Origin of the sequence: Pseudomonas brassicacearum subsp. neoaurantiaca (genome assembly GCF_013608025.1) — a bacterium.
In the GTDB taxonomy this organism is placed as follows: Bacteria; Pseudomonadota; Gammaproteobacteria; order Pseudomonadales; family Pseudomonadaceae; genus Aquipseudomonas.
Genome location: NZ_VDLV01000020.1, coordinates 199,154 through 216,723, shown reverse-complemented (window position 1 = coordinate 216,723; position 17,570 = coordinate 199,154). Strand labels below are relative to the sequence as shown.

Here is a 17,570-nt window from a genome sequence, read left to right as displayed (position 1 = left end):
GTAGAGCAGTTGGCTTTTAACCAATTGGTCGTAGGTTCGAATCCCACACGACCCACCATTTTCTGTAGTTTTAAAAGTCTGGAAGGCCCACGAAAGTGAGGATTTCCGGATTTTTTTTTTGCCTGCGAGAAAGTGATCGAGCGGATGCGCCAGGCAGCCAACAGGCTGCGGGGCGCTTGGATCATTACTGAATGTGCTGAGCGTAATGCCTCGGATTCAATCGCAGCACCATCCCCATCATCAATACCATGACCGCCGCGAGCGACCACCAAGCCCATTCAAAGCTCCCCAACTGATCGCGGATCAGCCCGGCAATCAAGGGTGAGAGGCCGGCAATCAGGTAGCCGACGCCTTGCACGAATGCGGTTAGGCCGCCGGCCCGGCGCGGGTTGTCCACATGGTCGAGGGATACGATCAGGCTCATGGGAAACAGGCCGCCGATACCCAGCCCCAGCAGGCAGGGCCAGAGCAGGCTGAAGCGTTCCGGGCTGAGGATCAGGCCGCAGAAGCCGCTGATGATCAAGGCCAGCAGGACGGTCAGGACCAGGCGTTTATCCCGGCTGCGGTTGGCAATCGCCGGGGTCACCAGCCCAGAGAGCACTTCCATTGCCGTGAGGAACCCCAGCAGCAGGCCCGCGTGCTGTTCGCTCCAGCCTTTTTCAACGTAGTACGGCGCCAGCCAGGCCAGTACGCAGGTATAGGAAGCGGTGCCCAGTCCGAAGAAAATCGCCAACGTCCACGCTCGGCTGTTGGCGAAGAACGATTCCTGGTGCGGTGTCGGCGCTTCCGGCGAGGGGAGGACTGTCGAGCGTTGAGCGTACCAGCAACCCAGTGCAACCAGTGCCAGTAGTGTCCAGATCGAGAGACCGATGCGCCAACTGCCGGTGTGCGCGAGGACCAGTGGCGAAAAGGCCGCCGCAATTGCCGCCCCGCCCATGATGGACGTTACGTACAAGCCCATGAACAGCGAGACGTTATCGGTGAAGCGAGACTTTATCAGTGCTGGCATTACGGCCTGGATCAACGCAATCCCGAGCCCGGCCACGACCGCACTGGCGATCAACCCGGCGGCACTGTCCAGATACAGGCGCGAGGCTGTGGCGATACCAACAATCAACAGCGACAGCACGATGGTGCGATGCTCGCCGATACGCAGGGCGATGCGCATGCCGAGGAACATTGCCAAGCCCATCGCCATGACAGGCAACATGGTCAGCAGCGACGCCGCGCTGAAACTCAAGGGGACTTCGCCGCGAATCGCTGATAACAACGGCCCGACGGCTGCCATCGAGGGCCGTAGATTCAGCGCTACCAATACGATGCTGACCATTAGCCAGGCGGCATGGGTGCTTGAGGGGCGAACGTTTTCCATAACAGAGCCTTGGCTGGAACAAAGCGCTATTTAGGCTGGGGCACGCTGCCTTGGGCAAACTGAAAACTGGCGGGGCCTATCGAAAAATTAAATCCAGCCTATGGGCCTTTGTGGCGAGGGAGCTTGCTCCCGCTGGGCTGCGAAGCAGACCTGAAAAGCAAGAATGCCATTTGTCAGGCATGTCGAGTGCTTCAGGGGGCGGCTTCGCCACCCAGCGGGAGCAAGCTCCCTCGCCACGGGGCCAGTGGGGGGCGGGAAAAGTCTGTTTACTCCATCACCGGACTCAACGTCCCCAACCAAGCCACCAGCCCCAGGATGATCACCGCCACGGAGAACTCAAGGCCCATGCTGCGCCGCAAGGCACTCACCGCGACGCCATGTTCGCCGGTCTGTCGGGCCTGTTCGAGCAATGGGCTCAGATGGAAGCGGTTCAGCGCGGCGAACACCAACATGGCGGTGAACAGGATGAGCTTGAATGCCAGCAACTGACCGTAGGTGCTATCGAGCAGCCCATCGACGTTTGGGCCGGCAATGAACAGGTAATTCACCACGCCGGTCACGAAGATGATCGCCACGATCAGCGCCCCCGCGGTTTCGAACCCGGTCAGTGTCCGGGCCAATACCGCCAACTGCGGCTCGGCCTGGCGGAGCAGCAGGGCGAACGCAGCCAAGGCGCCCACCCAACCGCCTGCCGCCCACAGGTGCAGGAAATCGGTGATGAAGTGCCAACTGCGGCGCGAGCCTTCATCCATGGCGCCGTGGCCCGCCCAGGCAAGCGTCGCCAAGGCCACGGCACCGCCGAACGTGATCAGGCCCAGGCTGGCGGTCGGCCAACGTTGGCTGAACATTACGGCGAAACCGGCCAGCAGCAGCGCCGCCATGCGCAGCGTCCAGGCCCAGCCGACATCCGTCTCAAACACCATCATCTCAATGTGCGGCCACAGCTCGGTCCAATCCGCGACGCCGCTCATGGCCCAAGCCATGCACGCCATCGCGGCCAGGGAGAGCAGGCCGCCAAGCACAACTGCGATCGCCGACAGCGACACGAAAGGCAACACTGCGCCCGATACCCGCTCCTGTCCTCGCAGGCTATAGAGGCCAAAGGCGGCCAGGCCGAACAGCAACATCAGGTCCACATACAGGGCAAAGCGCAACGCAATATTGATCGAGTCGCTCACGAGTCACTTCACCTTGAACGTGACGTTGCCGGTGATCGGGTGAGTGTCGGATGACACCGCGCGCCACTGGACTTGATAAGTACCAGCGGAGAGAGGTGCGTTCGGAACGATGACCATGGTTTTCGGATCGTCGCTACCGGACACCTTGGCCGGCATGGGCATCGGTGAGTGCGCCGACATGCCGGGCATCTCGGTCATCATCAGCTTGGCTCCGGAAAACTTGGTCATCAGGTTTTCGGAAAAATGCAGCTCGATCTTTGTCGGCGCCGTCCCCTCTGCGCCTTCGGCCGGGGTCGAGGACAGCAGTTTAGGGTGGGCCTGGGCCAAGCCACTGGCCAACAGGCCGGTGGACAGCGCGGCGGCAATGACAGCGTTTTTGATGAGTGACATGCAAGGACTCCTACAACACAGGTTTTCTAGGTTTTTTTAAAAATAGGATGACGCCGTCAGAACCACAGGTGCACGCCGAGTACCAGGCGTGCCTCGCTGCGGTCTTCGCCTTCTTCCCGGGCATAATCGGCAGTGTTGCCGTAGACGCGGTTCCAGGTGACGCCGACGTAGGGGGCGAACTCACGGCGGATCTCGTAACGCAGCCGCAGGCCGACTTCAGTGTCCGACAGGCCCGAGCCGACGCCGCGGTCGGGGTCGTTCTTGCCGTAGAAGTTGGCTTCGGCGGTCGGTTGCAGGATCAGGCGATTGGTCAGCAGGATGTCGTAGTCGCCTTCCAGGCGCGCCGCACTCTGGCCGCCCTCGCCGATGTAGGCGGTGGCCTGGGCTTCGAAGTTGTATAACGCCATGCCTTGAACGCCGAGCGCCGCCCAAGTCTGCGGGTCACCGGGCTTGAAGTCCTGGCGCACGCCAGCCACCACATCCCACCAAGGGCTGATGGCATGGCCCCACAAGGCCTGGAGTTCGGCCTCTTCGGTCTTGCCGTTGGTGCGTTCGCCTTCGGAGCGCAGCCACAAACGATCGATGTCGCCGCCGATCCAGCCAGAGGCGTCCCAGCTCAGGGCACTGCCGTCATCGGCGTCCAGCCATTCCAGTTGGTTGATCAGGAAAAACGAATTGATGGCGCTGTCATGCACCGCATGGCCGTTGTGGTCTTCATAAACGGCAGCGCGGTCGGCGGCAGTGAGTTCGGGAATGGGTGTGCGGCTGCTGGTCGGCGCGGCGTCCATCGAATCCATGCTCTGCATCGAGTCCATGCCTTGCATCTGGCTGTGGTCCATCCCCTGCATCTGGCTGTGATCCATGCCTTGCATATCATTGCTTGCGGCCCAGGCCGAAAGGCTGCTGCCGAGGAAAAGAATGGCCAAGGGCACTGAACGGTACTGAAAAATAATGCTCATGGTCGGCTCCTTATTCCTCTACCCGGACTTCACGGAACATGCCCATTTCCATATGGAAGAGCAGGTGGCAGTGATAAGCCCAGCGTCCGAGGGCATCGGCGGTAACCCGGTAGCTGCGCTTGGCGCCCGGTGGTACGTCAATGGTGTGCTTGCGAACCATGAACTGGCCGTTCTCGTCTTCGAGGTCGCTCCACATGCCATGCAGGTGGATGGGGTGGGTCATCATGGTGTCGTTGATGAGCACGATGCGCAGGCGCTCGCCGTACTTGAGCAGCAACGGCGCGGCATCACTGAACTTCACGCCGTTGAACGACCAGACGAATTTCTCCATGTGCCCGGTCAGGTGCAACTCGATGGTGCGCCCCGGCTCGCGCCCGTCGGGATCGGCAAAGGTGCTGCGCAGGTCTGCGTAGGTCAGCACTTTGCGACCGTTGTTGCGCAGGCCCATGCCCGGGTCGTCGAGCTTGGGCTTGACGCTCATGGCCTGCATGTCCACCAGCGGGTTGTTCTTCTCTGTGGCGGGATGGGTCTGCATGCCACCCATGCCTTGCATGGCGCTGTGGTCCATGCCGGTCATGTTGTCCATGCCCTGCATCTGGCTGTGATCCATGCCTTGCATGGCGTTATCGTCCATGCCCTGCATCTGGCTGTGGTCCATTCCCTCCATGCCCTGCATCGAGCCATGGTCCATGCCGCTCATTTCGCCCATGCCAGCCATGCCGCCGTGATCCATGCCACCCATGCCCATGTCGCCCATCGTGACCAAGGGGCGTGGATCAAGGGGCGGAACAGGCGCCGACAATCCTGCCCGGCTGGCGAGGGTGCCACGGGCATAGCCGGTGCGATCCATTGACTGGGCGAACAAGGTGTAGGCCTCTTGCGTCGGCTCGACGATGACGTCGTAGGTTTCAGCCACGGCGATGCGCAATTCGTCGACGCTCACTGGCTTGACGTGCTGGCCATCGGAGGCCACGACGGTCATTTTCAGGCCGGGGATGCGCACGTCGAAATAGGTCATGGACGAGCCATTGATAAAGCGTAGGCGAATGCGCTCGCCAGGCTTGAACAGGCCGGTCCAGTTCATGTCCGGCGCCTGGCCGTTCATGAGATAGGTATAGGTGGCACCGCTGACGTCGGCGAGATCAGTGGGGTTCATCTTCATCTCGGCCCACATCTTGCGATCGGCCACGGTGGCGCCCCAGCCGTTCTTGCCCACGTCATCGATGAAGTCGCCGACGGTGCGTTTGTTGTAGTTGTAATAGTCCGATTGTTTCTTGAGCTTGCGAATGATGTCGGTGGGGTTTTCATCGGTCCAGTCGGTGAGCATGACCACATAGTCCCGTTCGTACTGGAAGGGTTCGGGCTCCTTGGCGTCGATGACCAGCGGCCCATAGACGCCGGCCTGCTCCTGGAAACCGGAGTGGCTGTGGTACCAGTAGGTGCCGTTTTGTCGGACCTTGAATTGATAGACGTACAAGCCACCGGGTTCGATGCCCTTGAAGCTCAGCCCTGGCACGCCGTCCATGTTGGCCGGCAGCAAGATGCCATGCCAGTGGATAGACGTAGTGTCGTGCAGGCGGTTGCGCACCCGCAGGGTCACGGTGTCGCCTTCGCGCCAGCGCAGCAGCGGGCCAGGGATGCCACCGTTGATCGTCTGGGCGGTGCGCGGATGGCCGGTGAAGTTGACCGGGCTTTCGCCAATGAACAGATCGAATTCGGTGCCGGTCAGTACATTGGGCTGGCCGGGGCCGGTGACGGCCCAGACAGGCGCCCGCCATAGGCCAAGCCCCCCAAGAATGCCGCCGGCGGACAAGCCTTTAACGAAGGTTCGCCGGGAAGTTTTTGTTTGCATGCGATGAAAATCCGTCAGTCGATTCGCTGCGGTCGTGGGGCAACGCCCGGTGCCGCTTTGGAAAGAAGATGACATAAGCCGGCCGGGCAAGTGATTACATTTCAGTCAGCTTTGGGCGGGGCTGAGGCGCACTGGCGCGATGTGGCTTTTGTGGCGAGGGACCTTGCTCCCTCGCCACAGGCGATCGCGTTCGATCCTGTTGCCGGGCACAGGTCAGAATGATCTTTTGCAACGGTGGGATATTCTGTAGCCTTGCCGGCTTCACGCTGTCCCGTGCCTGATGGACACTCACTTTCCCGGCGGTACCCGAGTGGTCCGGAGCCGGGTGTATACTCGACTTTCGCGCAAAACGCGCCCATAGGTCTTGCGAACATGACGCAAATTTCCGAACGCCTTCTGGTCCAGGCTCACCTCGACGCCAAGCAGCCCAAGCCGCTGTCGGCCGAACAAGAGGCCTGGTACCGCGCCGCCATCGCCGCCGAGCTCAAGGCTCAGGACGCGGTGCTGGTCGCGCATTTCTACTGTGACCCGATCATCCAGGCCCTGGCCGAAGAGACCGGGGGTTGTGTCTCCGATTCCCTGGAAATGGCCCGCTTCGGTAACGCCCACCCGGCCAAGACCGTGGTGGTGGCGGGGGTCAAGTTCATGGGCGAGACCGCCAAGATCCTCAACCCCGAAAAACGCGTGCTGATGCCGACCCTGGAAGCCACCTGCTCCCTCGACCTGGGCTGCCCGGTGGATGAGTTCTCGGCGTTCTGCGACCAGCATCCGGAGCGCACCGTGGTGGTGTATGCCAACACTTCGGCGGCGGTCAAGGCCCGGGCTGACTGGGTGGTGACGTCGAGCTGCGCATTGGAAATCGTCGAGAGCCTGATGGATAACGGCGAGACGATCATCTGGGGACCGGACAAGCACCTGGGCACTTATATCCAGCGCAAGACCGGTGCCGACATGCTGCTCTGGGACGGCGCTTGCATCGTCCACGAAGAGTTCAAGTCCAAGCAGTTGGAAGACATGAAGGCGCTGTACCCGGACGCTGCGATCCTGGTGCACCCGGAGTCGCCGACTTCGGTGATTGAACTGGCCGACGCCGTGGGCTCCACCAGCCAGCTAATTACCGCCGCGCAGAGCTTGCCGAACAAGACGCTGATCGTCGCCACCGACCGCGGCATCTTCTACAAGATGCAGCAGCTATGCCCGGACAAGGTGTTTATCGAGGCTCCTACCGCCGGCAACGGCGCAGCGTGCCGCAGTTGCGCGCATTGCCCGTGGATGGCGATGAACACCCTGGAGCGTACGCTCCAGGCATTGAAGGATGGCAGCAACGAGATATTCGTCGACCCGGCGCTGATCCCCCAGGCGATTCGCCCCCTCAAGCGCATGCTGGACTTCACCCAGGCGGCGCGGATGAAGTTGGCGGGGAATGCCTGAAGCTGAAGAATATCTTCAGGCTTGCGGGGCTTTCTGTGGCGAGGGAGCTTGCTCCCGCTGGGCTGCGAAGCAGCCCCAAACGAGACACCGCGCGGTATTCAGTCACACAGCATTGGCTGGATTACGACTGCTGCGCAGCCGAGCGGGAACAAGCTCCCTCGCCACGGGGTTTGTGTGTGTTCCTATTTGGTCTTCTTGGGAATCCGCACCAACTGCGTATCCGAGTAGATGTCATGCCAGCCGCGCTTGCGCTTGTCGAACAGCGCCCAGATGAAGCCTGCGCCGAACAGCAGCAATGACGCGATCGACACCACGAATCGCAACAGCGCCTGCCAAAGGCTGATGGCCGTGCCATCGGCGTTCTGCACGCGGATGCACCACACCTGCATACCCAGGGTCTGGCCGTTGTGGGTCCAGAACTTGGCGAAGAAACCGAACAGCACGAACAGCAACACGGTGGACAGCAGCGGGTCACCGTCCAGCGCGCCGGCTTCGGTGAGGGCACGCATTTTTTCTTCGCCGATGATCGCCATCTGGATCATTTTGTACGCGCCGCTGGTGACGATCAGCAGCGCCGTGCACAACAGGAAATCATAAAACATCGCCGCCAGGCGACGGCCGAGGCCAGCGGGGGGGAAGTCACCCTGGGGGGTGAGTACGTGTTTCGACATGACGGCCTCGAACGAAAAAGAAGCCATTTTACGGATTTACGCCCATAAAAAAGCCCCTGATATCAATCAGGGGCTTTTTAGTATGCAAAAGCCTTAGGCTTCGGCAATTACCTCGTCAGCCTGCATGCCTTTCTGGCCTTGCACAGCAACGAAAGTGACTTTCTGGCCTTCTTTCAGGCTCTTGAAGCCGTTGCCCTGGATGGCGCGGAAGTGTACGAACAGATCCGGACCGCTTTCAGGTGTGATGAAACCAAAACCTTTTTCGTCGTTGAACCACTTGACGGTACCGCTCTGACGATCAGCCATTTTCTTATTTCCTTGACGCTAAATTAATGACAGCCTCTTTCCAGGCGAAAGAGTACTGGGGCTGGGTTGCAGGAAAGTAAGATGACGTCGAACGGGTTGTAGCTAACTTCGTAGGCTACTGCCCAGGTCACGATCCAAGCGACCCATGCAAACACAGTGACCAAACTCTACGCCAACTTCCAACGAAAAAACAACCCCCCTCAAGAGCCCGGATTTACTCAGCTTGCTGGTGTTTTAGATGTTTCGCCGGGGAAAGCTTATTCAAAAGGCTAGTCCGATTGTTCCGTGGCGTTATAAGCCCGGTTGAATATCAGTACATGCACCTTTTTATGGCGGTTGCGTTACACATTAGTGCACGTATAACGCAACCGCGTTACTTATAGAAACAAGCAATCAACCACGGTAGTAGCGCTGTGGAACGAATGGCATTTTGCTTACAAGCAGAGGCACTTTTTTCCCACGCACTATGGCCCAGACTGGCGTATCCAAGGCGACGTAGGCGCTGTCCAGATACCCCATCGCCAACGGACCACCCAGCGTCGGCCCGAAACCGCCGCTGCAAACGGTGCCGATGGTCTCGCCGGCTTCGTTGACGATCTCCGCGCCTTCGCGCACCGGTGTGCGTTCTTGGGGCAGCAGGCCGACGCGTTTGCGGCTTACGCCGCTCTGTTGCTGGGCAAAGACAGTTTCCGCCCCGGGGAAGCCCCCGGCACGAGCGCCATCGGCGCGGCGGACCTTGGAGATCGCCCAGAGCAGGCTGGCTTCGATCGGCGTGGTCTCGGTGTTCATGTCGTGGCCATAAAGGCACAGGCCGGCTTCCAGGCGCAGGGAGTCACGGGCGCCAAGGCCGATGGCGGCCACTTCTGGCTCGGCGAGCAGGGCGCGGGCGAGTTTCTCCGCATCGGCGGCCGGCACGGAAATCTCGAAACCGTCTTCGCCGGTGTAGCCCGAACGGCTGACAAAGCAGTCCACGCCCAGAAGGGTGACGCGCTGGAATTGCATGAAGGTCATTTTCGCCACGTCCGGCGCCAGGCGCGCGAGTACGGTGACGGCGGCCGGGCCTTGCAGGGCGAGCAGGGCACGGGCTTCGAACAGCGGTTCGATGCTGCACTGGCCGCCGATTTTCCCTTGCAGGTGGGCCAGGTCCTGATCCTTGCAGGCGGCGTTGACCACCAGGAACAGTTCTTCATTGCCCAGGTTGGCGACCATCAAGTCGTCGAGGATGCCACCGTTCTCATTGGTGAACATGGCGTAGCGCTGCATGCCCACGGGCAGGTCGACGATGTCCACCGGCACCAGGGTTTCCAGTGCCTTGGCGGCACCCGCGCCGGTCAGGCGGATCTGGCCCATGTGGGACACATCGAACAAGCCGGCCTGATCACGGGTGTGCTGGTGTTCTTTCATCACGCCCAACGGGTATTGCACCGGCATGTCATAGCCGGCAAACGGCACCATGCGGGCGCCGAGTTCGAGGTGCAGCGCGTGCAGCGGTGTTTTCAACAGTTGTTCGGTGGACATATCAGCTCCTGGAAATTGAAAGTGGCACGCATCAGCATTCGATGATGTTGACCGCCAGACCGCCGCGGGCGGTCTCCTTGTATTTGCTTTTCATGTCGGCGCCGGTCTGGCGCATGGTGCGGATGACTTTGTCGAGGGAGACAAAGTGATGGCCGTCGCCGCGCATGGCCATGCGCACCGCGTTGATGGCCTTCACCGAGCCCATGGCGTTGCGCTCGATGCAGGGCACCTGGACGAGGCCGCCGATGGGGTCGCAGGTCAGGCCGAGGTTGTGTTCCATACCGATTTCGGCGGCGTTTTCCACCTGCTGCACGGTACCGCCCAGCACTTCGCACAGTGCGCCGGCGGCCATGGAACAGGCCACGCCGACCTCGCCCTGGCAGCCGACCTCGGCGCCGGAGATCGAGGCGTTTTCCTTGTACAGGATGCCGATGGCCGCGGCGGTCAGCAGGAACCGTACCACGCCATCCTCGCTGGCTCCGGGAATGAAGCGCATGTAGTAATGCAGCACGGCCGGAACGATGCCCGCCGCGCCGTTGGTCGGGGCAGTAACGACGCGCCCGCCATAGGCGTTTTCTTCGTTGACGGCCAAGGCATACAGGTTGACCCAGTCGAGCACCGACAGCGGATCGCGCAATGCGGCTTCAGGGTTCTTGCACAACTGGCGGTGCAGCGCGGCGGCTCGCCGCTTGACCTTCAGCCCGCCCGGCAAGATCCCCTCGTTGCGACAGCCCGCCGCCACGCAATCCTGCATCACCTGCCAGATCTTCAGCAGGCCGGCGCGCGTTTCGGCTTCGGGGCGCCAGGCGCTTTCGTTGGTCAGCATTACCTGGCTGATGGACAGGCCATAGGTGCTGCAATGGGCCAGCAGGTCCTTGGCGCTCTTGAACGGGAAGGTCAGCGGCGTGGCATCTTCGACGATACGGTCGGCACCGGCCGCATCTTCATCGACGACAAAGCCGCCGCCCACCGAGTAGTACTCGCGGCTGCGAACTTGCAGGCCCGCCGCATCGAAGGCGCGAAAGATCATGCCGTTGGGGTGGTAGGCCAACGGTTTGCGGATCATCGCCAGGTGCAGTTTTTCGTTGAATTCGATGGTGTGTTCGCCAAGCAGGTTCAGGCGACCGCTGCTGCGAATCTCCTGGAGCCGGGCGGTCACTGTTTCGGTGTCCACGGTGTCGGGATGTTCGCCTTCCAGGCCCAGCAGCACGGCCTTGTCACTGCCGTGGCCTTTGCCGGTGGCGCCGAGGGAACCGTACAGCTCGACTTTGACGCTGGCAGTGGTTTTGAGCAGCTCATCACGACGCAACCCTTCGACAAATCGGGCCGCGGCACGCATCGGGCCGACCGTGTGGGAGCTGGAAGGGCCGATGCCGATCTTGAACAGGTCGAACACGCTTAACGACATGGTGTTTCTCCGGTTTCTTTTTATGGGATCGACTTTGGAGATGTAACTCAGGCCCCTTGTGGGAGCGAGCTTGCTCGCGATAGCGGTGTGACAGCCACTGAAGTGACAACTGACAGTCCGCTATCGCGAGCAAGCTCGCTCCCACAGGGGAGATTCGGAGGGCAGATAGGCTGCCCTCCACTTACCTCAAGCGTAGCTTTCGATCGACGGGCAGGCGCAGACCAGGTTGCGGTCGCCGAACACGTTGTCGACCCGGCCAACCGGCGGCCAGTATTTGCCTTCGATCAACGACGCCACCGGGTACACCGCCTGTTCGCGGCTGTAGGGATGAGTCCACTCGCCGACGAGTTCCGCCGCGGTGTGCGGGGCGTTCTTCAGCGGGTTGTCGTCCTTGTCCAGGCTGCCGTTTTCCACCGCGCGGATTTCTTCGCGGATGCAGATCATCGCGTCGCAGAAGCGGTCCAGTTCTTCCTTGGATTCGCTTTCGGTCGGCTCGATCATCAACGTGCCGGCCACCGGGAACGACATGGTCGGGGCATGGAAACCGAAGTCGATCAGGCGCTTGGCGACGTCATCGACGCTGATGCCGCTGCTGTCCTTGAGTGGACGCAGGTCGAGGATGCATTCGTGGGCCACCAGGCCGTTGCTGCCGGAGTAGAGCACCGGGTAGTGCTCTTCCAGGCGACGGGCGATGTAGTTGGCGTTGAGGATCGCCAGTTGCGAGGCGCGCTTGAGGCCGGCGCCGCCCATCATGCGGATGTACATCCAGGTGATCGGCAGGATGCTCGCGCTGCCGAACGGCGCCGCGCACACCGCGCCTTCCTTGCGTTCCATGTTGGCGTGGCCTGGCAGGAATGGCGCCAGGTGCGACTTGACGCCGATCGGGCCGACACCCGGGCCGCCACCGCCGTGGGGAATGCAGAAGGTCTTGTGCAGGTTCAGGTGCGACACGTCGCCGCCGAACTTGCCCGGGGCGCAGAGGCCGACCATCGCGTTCATGTTGGCGCCGTCGATGTACACCTGGCCGCCATTGTCATGGATGATGCCGCAGATTTCGCGGATGCCTTCCTCGAACACGCCGTGGGTGGACGGGTAGGTGATCATCAGCGCGGCGAGGTGTTCGCGGTGCTCGATGGCCTTGGCGCGCAGGTCTTCGATGTCGACGTTGCCACGGGCATCGCAGGCGGTCACGACCACGCGCATGCCAGCCATGTTTGCGGTGGCCGGGTTGGTGCCGTGGGCCGACGACGGGATCAGGCAGATGTCGCGACGGTCTTCGCCACGGCTCTGGTGATAGGCGCGGATCGCCAGCAGGCCGGCGTATTCACCTTGGGAACCAGCGTTGGGTTGCAGCGACACCGCGTCATAGCCGGTGGCGGCGCAGAGCATGGCTTCCAGCTCGTCGGTCAGTTGCTGGTAGCCAGCGCTTTGTTCGGCCGGGGCGAACGGGTGCAGGGCGCCGAATTCGGCCCAGGTCACCGGGATCATTTCGCTGGCGGCGTTGAGTTTCATGGTGCAGGAACCCAGCGGGATCATGGTGCGATCCAGGGCCAGGTCCTTGTCGGCGAGCTTGCGCAGGTAGCGCATCAGCTCGGTTTCGGAGTGGTAGCGGTTGAACACCGGGTGGCTGAGGATCGCCGATTGGCGCACCAGTTCGGCCGGGATGCGGCTTTGCACGCTGGCGGCCAGTGCAGCGAAGTCTGGCAGGGCCTTGCCGTCGGCCAACAGGCCCCAGAGGGTTTCGATATCCGCTTGGCTGGTGGTCTCGTCCAGGGACAGGCCGACACGCTCAGCGTCCACTACACGCAGGTTGATACGCTGGGCACGGGCCTTGTCGTGCAGGGCGGCGGTTTGCGCGCCGGTGTGCAGGGTCAGGGTGTCGAAGAAGCTCTCTTGCTCGACGCTCAGGCCCAGCGCGCCCAGGCCTTTGGCGAGAATCGCGGTCAGGTGATGGATGCGGTTGGCAATCTGCACCAGGCCCTTGGGACCGTGGTACACGGCGTACATGCTGGCGATGTTAGCGAGCAGTACTTGAGCGGTGCAGATGTTGCTGGTGGCTTTCTCGCGGCGGATGTGTTGCTCGCGGGTCTGCATCGCCAGGCGCAGGGCCGGCTTGCCGAAACGGTCCACGGAAACGCCGACCAGACGGCCCGGCATGTCGCGCTTGAACGCATCTTTAGTGGAGAAGTAAGCCGCGTGCGGGCCGCCGAAACCCAGCGGTACGCCGAAGCGTTGGGCGCTGCCGATGGCGACGTCGGCGCCGAACTCACCCGGTGGGGTCAGCAGGGTCAGGGCCAGCAGGTCAGCAGCGACGGCTACCAGGGCGTTGGCGGCGTGGAAGCGTTCGGTCAGTTCGCGGTAGTCGAACAGGTCACCGTTGCTGGCCGGGTATTGCAGCAGCGCGCCGAAGAAACTGCTGACGTCGCTCAGTTCGCGCTCGTCGCCCACGACCACGTCGATGCCCAGCGGCTCGGCACGGGTGCGCAGCACGTCGAGGGTTTGCGGGTGGCTGTGTACGGAAGCGAAGAAGGCGTTGCTGCCCTTGTTCTTGCTCAGGCGCTTGCAGAAGGTCATCGCTTCGGCAGCGGCCGTGGCTTCGTCGAGCAAGGAGGCGTTGGCGATCGGCAGGCCGGTGAGGTCGCTGATCAGGGTCTGGAAGTTCAGCAGCGCTTCGAGACGGCCCTGGGAGATTTCAGGCTGGTACGGGGTGTAGGCGGTGTACCAGGCCGGGTTTTCCAGCAGGTTGCGCAGGATTGGCGCTGGCGTGTGGCAGTTGTAGTAGCCCTGGCCGATGTAGGTCTTGAACAGTTGGTTCTTGGCGGCGATGGCCTTGATCGAGGCCAGTGCATCGGCTTCGCTCTGGCCGTCGCCCATGTCCAGCACGCTGGTGCCCTTGATGCTTTCAGGGATGACGCTGGCGCTCAGGGCTTCCAGGGAGTCGTAGCCCAGGCGCTCGAGCATGGCTTGCTCGTCATTGGCACGCGGGCCGATGTGGCGGGCGATGAATTCGTTGGCGGTGCCGAGATTAACGGTCATGGTGCGCTCCTCAGGCTTCGGCGTTGGCTTTGATCAGGCGGTCGTACGCGTCTTGATCCAACAGCTTAGCCACTGCGTCGGCGTCGGTCGGTTTAAAACGGAAGAACCAGCCTTCGCCCATCGGGTCCTCGTTGACCAGCTCCGGGCTGCCGTCGAGTTTGTCGTTCACTTCCAGCACTTCACCGTCCAGTGGCATGTACACGCCGCTGGCAGCCTTGACGGACTCCACGGTGGAGGCTTCAGCGCCTTTTTCGTAGGACTGCAATTCAGGCAGTTGCACAAAAACCACGTCGCCCAACGCGTTCTGCGCAAATGCGGTAATGCCTACGGTAACGGTGCCGTCGGCTTCGGCGCGCAGCCATTCGTGATCTTCAGTAAAACGCAACTCGCTCATGGAAACTCCTGGGGCCAGATTTCGTCTGGTGGACGCGAAGAAAGGCGCGGGGCTTGGCCCGGCCGAATGGCTATACCCTTAGCAAGAACGTGGCCAATGTTTAAAAGTCTTTGTTTATCAATGGAATGGCGGGTTTTTCAACATGCTCGGAATTTTAAGCTGTAGCGAAATCGCTACAGCGCTGGGGCTGGAAAAAATCGCTACGGGATCAAAACCTTAACCGGTGCAGGTTACAGAGGGGTGTAGCGATATCGTTCCGCTGTAGCGCTTTCAGTACAGGTGGAGGTCGTTTTTGATGCGATTCTCGACTTTCGACACTGAACCCCTGTGGGAGCGAGCTTGCTCGCGATGACGGTAGTCCAGTCAGCCATAGGTTGACTGACACACCGCTATCGCGAGCAAGCTCGCTCCCACAGGGGAATGTGGTGCGCTGGGCTTATGGCTTCCCGGAAATCCCATACTTGCGCAACCGATGGGCAATCGCCGTATGGGAGGTCTGCAGGCGGCTGGCGAGTTGGCGGGTGGAAGGGTAGTTGGCGTAGAGGCTTTCGAGCAGGTGTTTCTCGAAGTTCTCGACGGCCTGTTCCAGGCTTTCGACCTCCACATCGCCCTGGCGCGCCACGCTGGTGCCAGCGATGTCCAGGTCGCCGATGTCCACCAGGCTGCTTTCACAGATGGCGGCGGCGCGGAAGATCACGTTCTGCAATTGCCGCACGTTGCCCGGCCAGCGGTTGCCGAGCAACGCCGGGTAAGTGCCGGGGGCGAGGCGGCAGACCGGGCGTTGGATCTGCGCGCAGGCTTGCTGCATGAAATAACGCGCCAGCAGCAGGATGTCCTGGCCACGTTCACGCAGCGGCGGGACTTCGACGTTGAGCACGTTCAGGCGATAGAACAGGTCCTCACGGAAGGAGCCTTCGCTGACCATTTTCTCCAGGTTGCGGTGGGTGGCGCTGAGAATCCGCACATTGACCTTGATCTCCCGATCGCCACCGACCCGACGGAAGCTGCCATCGTTCAGGAAGCGCAGGAGTTTGGCTTGCAAGTACGGTGACATCTCGCCGATTTCGTCGAGGAACACCGTGCCCTGGTTCGCCAACTCCATCAGCCCCGGCTTGCCACCGCGTTGGGCTCCGGTGAAGGCGCCGGGGGCGTAGCCGAACAGTTCGCTTTCGGCCAGGTTTTCCGGCAATGCCGCGCAGTTCAAGGCTAGAAACGGTGCGCCGTGACGGGCGCTGATGGCGTGGCAAGCCCGGGCCACCAGTTCCTTGCCGGTGCCGGTTTCGCCTTGGATCAGCAACGGTGCGTCCAGCGCCGCGACCCGCTGCGCCCGGGCCTTGAGGGTGCGGATCGCCGGGGATTCGCCCAGCAATGCGTCAAAGCCTTCGGCGTGATCGTGATGCAGCGCTGACAGACGCTCACCGATGCGGTTCGGCTGGTAAAGCGTCAACAGCGCACCGGCATCCGTAATCGGCGTGGCGTCCAACAACAAGGTCTGGCCGTTGAGGGTGATCTCCCGCAGCGGCAAGCGAAAGCCGTTTTCCAGCAGGGCGTCCAACAGCGCGGCGTCGCCGAACAGCTCGGCCACGCTTTGCCCGGCCGGTTCGCGCCCGTACAGCGCAATCAGCGCCGGGTTGGCCAGCAGCACCTTGCCGGCGCTGTCGAGGGCCAGCACCGGGTCGGTCATCGCTGCGAGCAAGGCATCGAGCTGCAAGTGCCGCCGCTGGCCCGGCAGGATGTCCACCACGGTGACCGACTCTACGCCGCGAACGTTGAACAGCGCTTCGCGCAACTCATCGAGCACCTGCGGGCTGAGAGTCGGGGCGTCGATGTAGACGTTGGGCGGCACCATCTCCACCGCATCCAGATTGAGATTGCGCCCACCGAGCAAGGCCAGGACTTCCTGGGTGATGCCGACGCGGTCGATGAAGCTGACGTGGATACGCATGGGGCGGCTTTGGGTTCTGGACGACGAAGGGTGGCAAGTATGCCTTGGGGCGGGCTAATGGTGAAATCCCGGCCCGGGCTCCAGGCTGTACAGAGATCCCTGTGGGAGCGAGCTTGCTCGCGATGGCGGTGTGTCAGACACATGGAGGCCAACTGATCCGGCGCTATCGCGAGCAAGCTCGCTCCCACAGGGGACGGGGTTTACAACCCAATATCCCACTCCGGCGTCTCGGGAAACCTGAGCACCAGAAAATCCAGCAGGCTGCGCAGCGCCGAGGGCATGTGCTTGCGTGACGCGTACACCGCGTACATGTTCATCCGGCGCGGTTCGGCGTGGGCCAGCAGGCGTACCAGTTCGCCGTTCTGGATATGCGGACCGGCCTGGTAGCTGGGCAGCATTGTCACGCCCGCGCCGGCTATCGTGGCCTGGAGCAAGGTGCTGGCTTCGTTGGCGCTGATGTTGCCTTGCACCGGCACCGACACCTGTTCGCCATCCTGCTCGAAATGCCACAGGCTCTTTCCGACGTAGGAATGGGTCAGGCAGTTGTGCCGGCTCAGGTCTTCCACGCGCAGCGGTGTCGAGTGCTCACGTAGATAGCGCGGCGAGGCGCAGATCACCGAGCGGCAAACCGTGAGGCGCCGGGCGATCAGGTTCGGGTCGAGGTCGTTGCTCATGCGGATCGCCAGGTCGATGCGTTCGTCCACCAGGTTGACGGTGCGGTCGAGCATTTGCAGGTCAACGCTTACGCCGGGGTAGCGCTGGACGTATTCGGCCATGGCGCTCGCCAGTTGGGCCTGGCCGAATGAGGTGCTGGCACTGATGCGCAACATGCCTCGTGGCGCGTCGTCCGGGGTGCCGACGGCCGCTTGCATGTCGCCGGACAGTTCCAGCATCTGTCGGCAACGCGGCAGGACCTCCGTGCCGGCGGCCGTCAGGCTCAGTTTGCGCGTGGTGCGGTGCATCAATCGGGCACCCACCCAATCTTCCAGCTCCGCCAGGTAGCGCGACACCACCGGCCGCGACAGGTCCAAGTGCTCGGCCGCCGCCGATTGGCTGCCCAAGTCCACCACCGTGACGAACACCCGCATTGCTTGTAGACGATCCATGATC

At 62.0% G+C, this 17,570-nt stretch carries 15 protein-coding genes; 1 reads left to right on the top strand and 14 read right to left on the bottom strand.

The window, feature by feature from the left end; translation table 11 throughout:
- The 6 genes from FHK92_RS27620 to FHK92_RS14520 all read right to left on the bottom strand — a co-directional run.
- The coding region (locus FHK92_RS27620) for a hypothetical protein (RefSeq protein WP_219916053.1) at positions 1 to 185 on the bottom strand (185 nt) is incomplete at its 3' end.
- Positions 185 to 1,372, bottom strand: a complete 1,188-nt coding sequence (locus FHK92_RS14540) for a cyanate transporter (protein ID WP_181288671.1) — start codon at positions 1,370 to 1,372, stop codon at positions 185 to 187. The genes FHK92_RS27620 and FHK92_RS14540, both read right to left, overlap by 1 nt.
- 266 nt (positions 1,373 to 1,638) lie before the next feature.
- Positions 1,639 to 2,550 carry a copper homeostasis membrane protein CopD gene (copD, locus tag FHK92_RS14535; protein ID WP_181288670.1) on the bottom strand — a complete coding sequence of 304 codons (912 nt, stop codon included), beginning with the start codon at positions 2,548 to 2,550 and terminating at the stop codon, positions 1,639 to 1,641.
- Positions 2,551 to 2,553: 3 nt separating this feature from the next.
- Positions 2,554 to 2,940 (bottom strand): copper homeostasis periplasmic binding protein CopC, encoded by a 387-nt coding sequence (gene copC, locus FHK92_RS14530; RefSeq protein WP_181288669.1) that lies wholly within the window; start codon positions 2,938 to 2,940, stop codon positions 2,554 to 2,556.
- 56 nt (positions 2,941 to 2,996) lie between these two features.
- Positions 2,997 to 3,899, bottom strand: a complete 903-nt coding sequence (locus FHK92_RS14525; protein ID WP_181288668.1) for a copper resistance protein B — start codon at positions 3,897 to 3,899, stop codon at positions 2,997 to 2,999.
- Positions 3,900 to 3,909: 10 nt separating this feature from the next.
- A complete protein-coding gene (locus FHK92_RS14520; protein ID WP_181288667.1) occupies positions 3,910 to 5,751 on the bottom strand; it encodes a copper resistance system multicopper oxidase in 1,842 nt (613 codons plus the stop codon).
- A 372-nt stretch (positions 5,752 to 6,123) separates the two neighbouring features.
- On the opposite strand from FHK92_RS14520, the gene nadA reads away from it, so the two are divergent.
- A complete protein-coding gene (nadA, locus tag FHK92_RS14515) occupies positions 6,124 to 7,182 on the top strand; it encodes a quinolinate synthase NadA (protein WP_181288666.1) in 1,059 nt (352 codons plus the stop codon).
- Positions 7,183 to 7,364: 182 nt separating this feature from the next.
- On the opposite strand, the gene FHK92_RS14510 is transcribed toward nadA, so the two are convergent.
- The 8 genes from FHK92_RS14510 to FHK92_RS14475 all read right to left on the bottom strand — a co-directional run bounded on the left by FHK92_RS14510 (position 7,365) and on the right by FHK92_RS14475 (position 17,566).
- Positions 7,365 to 7,853, bottom strand: coding sequence for an RDD family protein (locus tag FHK92_RS14510; RefSeq protein ID WP_181288665.1), 489 nt, complete (start codon positions 7,851 to 7,853; stop codon positions 7,365 to 7,367).
- Positions 7,854 to 7,946: 93 nt separating this feature from the next.
- Positions 7,947 to 8,159 carry a cold-shock protein gene (locus FHK92_RS14505; protein ID WP_181288664.1) on the bottom strand — a complete coding sequence of 71 codons (213 nt, stop codon included), beginning with the start codon at positions 8,157 to 8,159 and terminating at the stop codon, positions 7,947 to 7,949.
- A 393-nt stretch (positions 8,160 to 8,552) separates the two neighbouring features.
- A complete protein-coding gene (gene gcvT, locus FHK92_RS14500; protein WP_181288663.1) occupies positions 8,553 to 9,677 on the bottom strand; it encodes a glycine cleavage system aminomethyltransferase GcvT in 1,125 nt (374 codons plus the stop codon).
- Positions 9,678 to 9,708: 31 nt separating this feature from the next.
- Entirely contained in the window at positions 9,709 to 11,085 is a 1,377-nt protein-coding gene (locus FHK92_RS14495) for an L-serine ammonia-lyase (protein WP_181288662.1), read from the bottom strand.
- 186 nt (positions 11,086 to 11,271) lie between these two features.
- Positions 11,272 to 14,121, bottom strand: a complete 2,850-nt coding sequence (gcvP, locus tag FHK92_RS14490; protein ID WP_181288661.1) for an aminomethyl-transferring glycine dehydrogenase — start codon at positions 14,119 to 14,121, stop codon at positions 11,272 to 11,274.
- 10 nt (positions 14,122 to 14,131) lie between these two features.
- Positions 14,132 to 14,515 (bottom strand): glycine cleavage system protein GcvH, encoded by a 384-nt coding sequence (gene gcvH / locus FHK92_RS14485; protein ID WP_181288660.1) that lies wholly within the window; start codon positions 14,513 to 14,515, stop codon positions 14,132 to 14,134.
- Positions 14,516 to 14,951: 436 nt separating this feature from the next.
- Entirely contained in the window at positions 14,952 to 16,460 is a 1,509-nt protein-coding gene (locus FHK92_RS14480) for a sigma-54-dependent transcriptional regulator (RefSeq protein WP_181288659.1), read from the bottom strand.
- A gap of 200 nt (positions 16,461 to 16,660) precedes the next feature.
- Entirely contained in the window at positions 16,661 to 17,566 is a 906-nt protein-coding gene (locus FHK92_RS14475) for a LysR family transcriptional regulator (protein WP_181288658.1), read from the bottom strand.
- Positions 17,567 to 17,570 lie beyond the last annotated feature (4 nt).

Coding starts and splice junctions, on each gene's coding strand:
- FHK92_RS14540 (WP_181288671.1), bottom strand. CDS start 1,372: ATGGAAAACGTTCGCCCCTCAAGCACCCATGCCGCCTGGCTAATGGTC.
- copC (WP_181288669.1), bottom strand. CDS start 2,940: ATGTCACTCATCAAAAACGCTGTCATTGCCGCCGCGCTGTCCACCGGC.
- FHK92_RS14525 (WP_181288668.1), bottom strand. CDS start 3,899: ATGAGCATTATTTTTCAGTACCGTTCAGTGCCCTTGGCCATTCTTTTC.
- FHK92_RS14520 (WP_181288667.1), bottom strand. CDS start 5,751: ATGCAAACAAAAACTTCCCGGCGAACCTTCGTTAAAGGCTTGTCCGCC.
- nadA (WP_181288666.1), top strand. CDS start 6,124: ATGACGCAAATTTCCGAACGCCTTCTGGTCCAGGCTCACCTCGACGCC.
- FHK92_RS14510 (WP_181288665.1), bottom strand. CDS start 7,853: ATGTCGAAACACGTACTCACCCCCCAGGGTGACTTCCCCCCCGCTGGC.
- FHK92_RS14505 (WP_181288664.1), bottom strand. CDS start 8,159: ATGGCTGATCGTCAGAGCGGTACCGTCAAGTGGTTCAACGACGAAAAA.
- gcvT (WP_181288663.1), bottom strand. CDS start 9,677: ATGTCCACCGAACAACTGTTGAAAACACCGCTGCACGCGCTGCACCTC.
- FHK92_RS14495 (WP_181288662.1), bottom strand. CDS start 11,085: ATGTCGTTAAGCGTGTTCGACCTGTTCAAGATCGGCATCGGCCCTTCC.
- gcvP (WP_181288661.1), bottom strand. CDS start 14,121: ATGACCGTTAATCTCGGCACCGCCAACGAATTCATCGCCCGCCACATC.
- gcvH (WP_181288660.1), bottom strand. CDS start 14,515: ATGAGCGAGTTGCGTTTTACTGAAGATCACGAATGGCTGCGCGCCGAA.
- FHK92_RS14480 (WP_181288659.1), bottom strand. CDS start 16,460: ATGCGTATCCACGTCAGCTTCATCGACCGCGTCGGCATCACCCAGGAA.
- FHK92_RS14475 (WP_181288658.1), bottom strand. CDS start 17,566: ATGGATCGTCTACAAGCAATGCGGGTGTTCGTCACGGTGGTGGACTTG.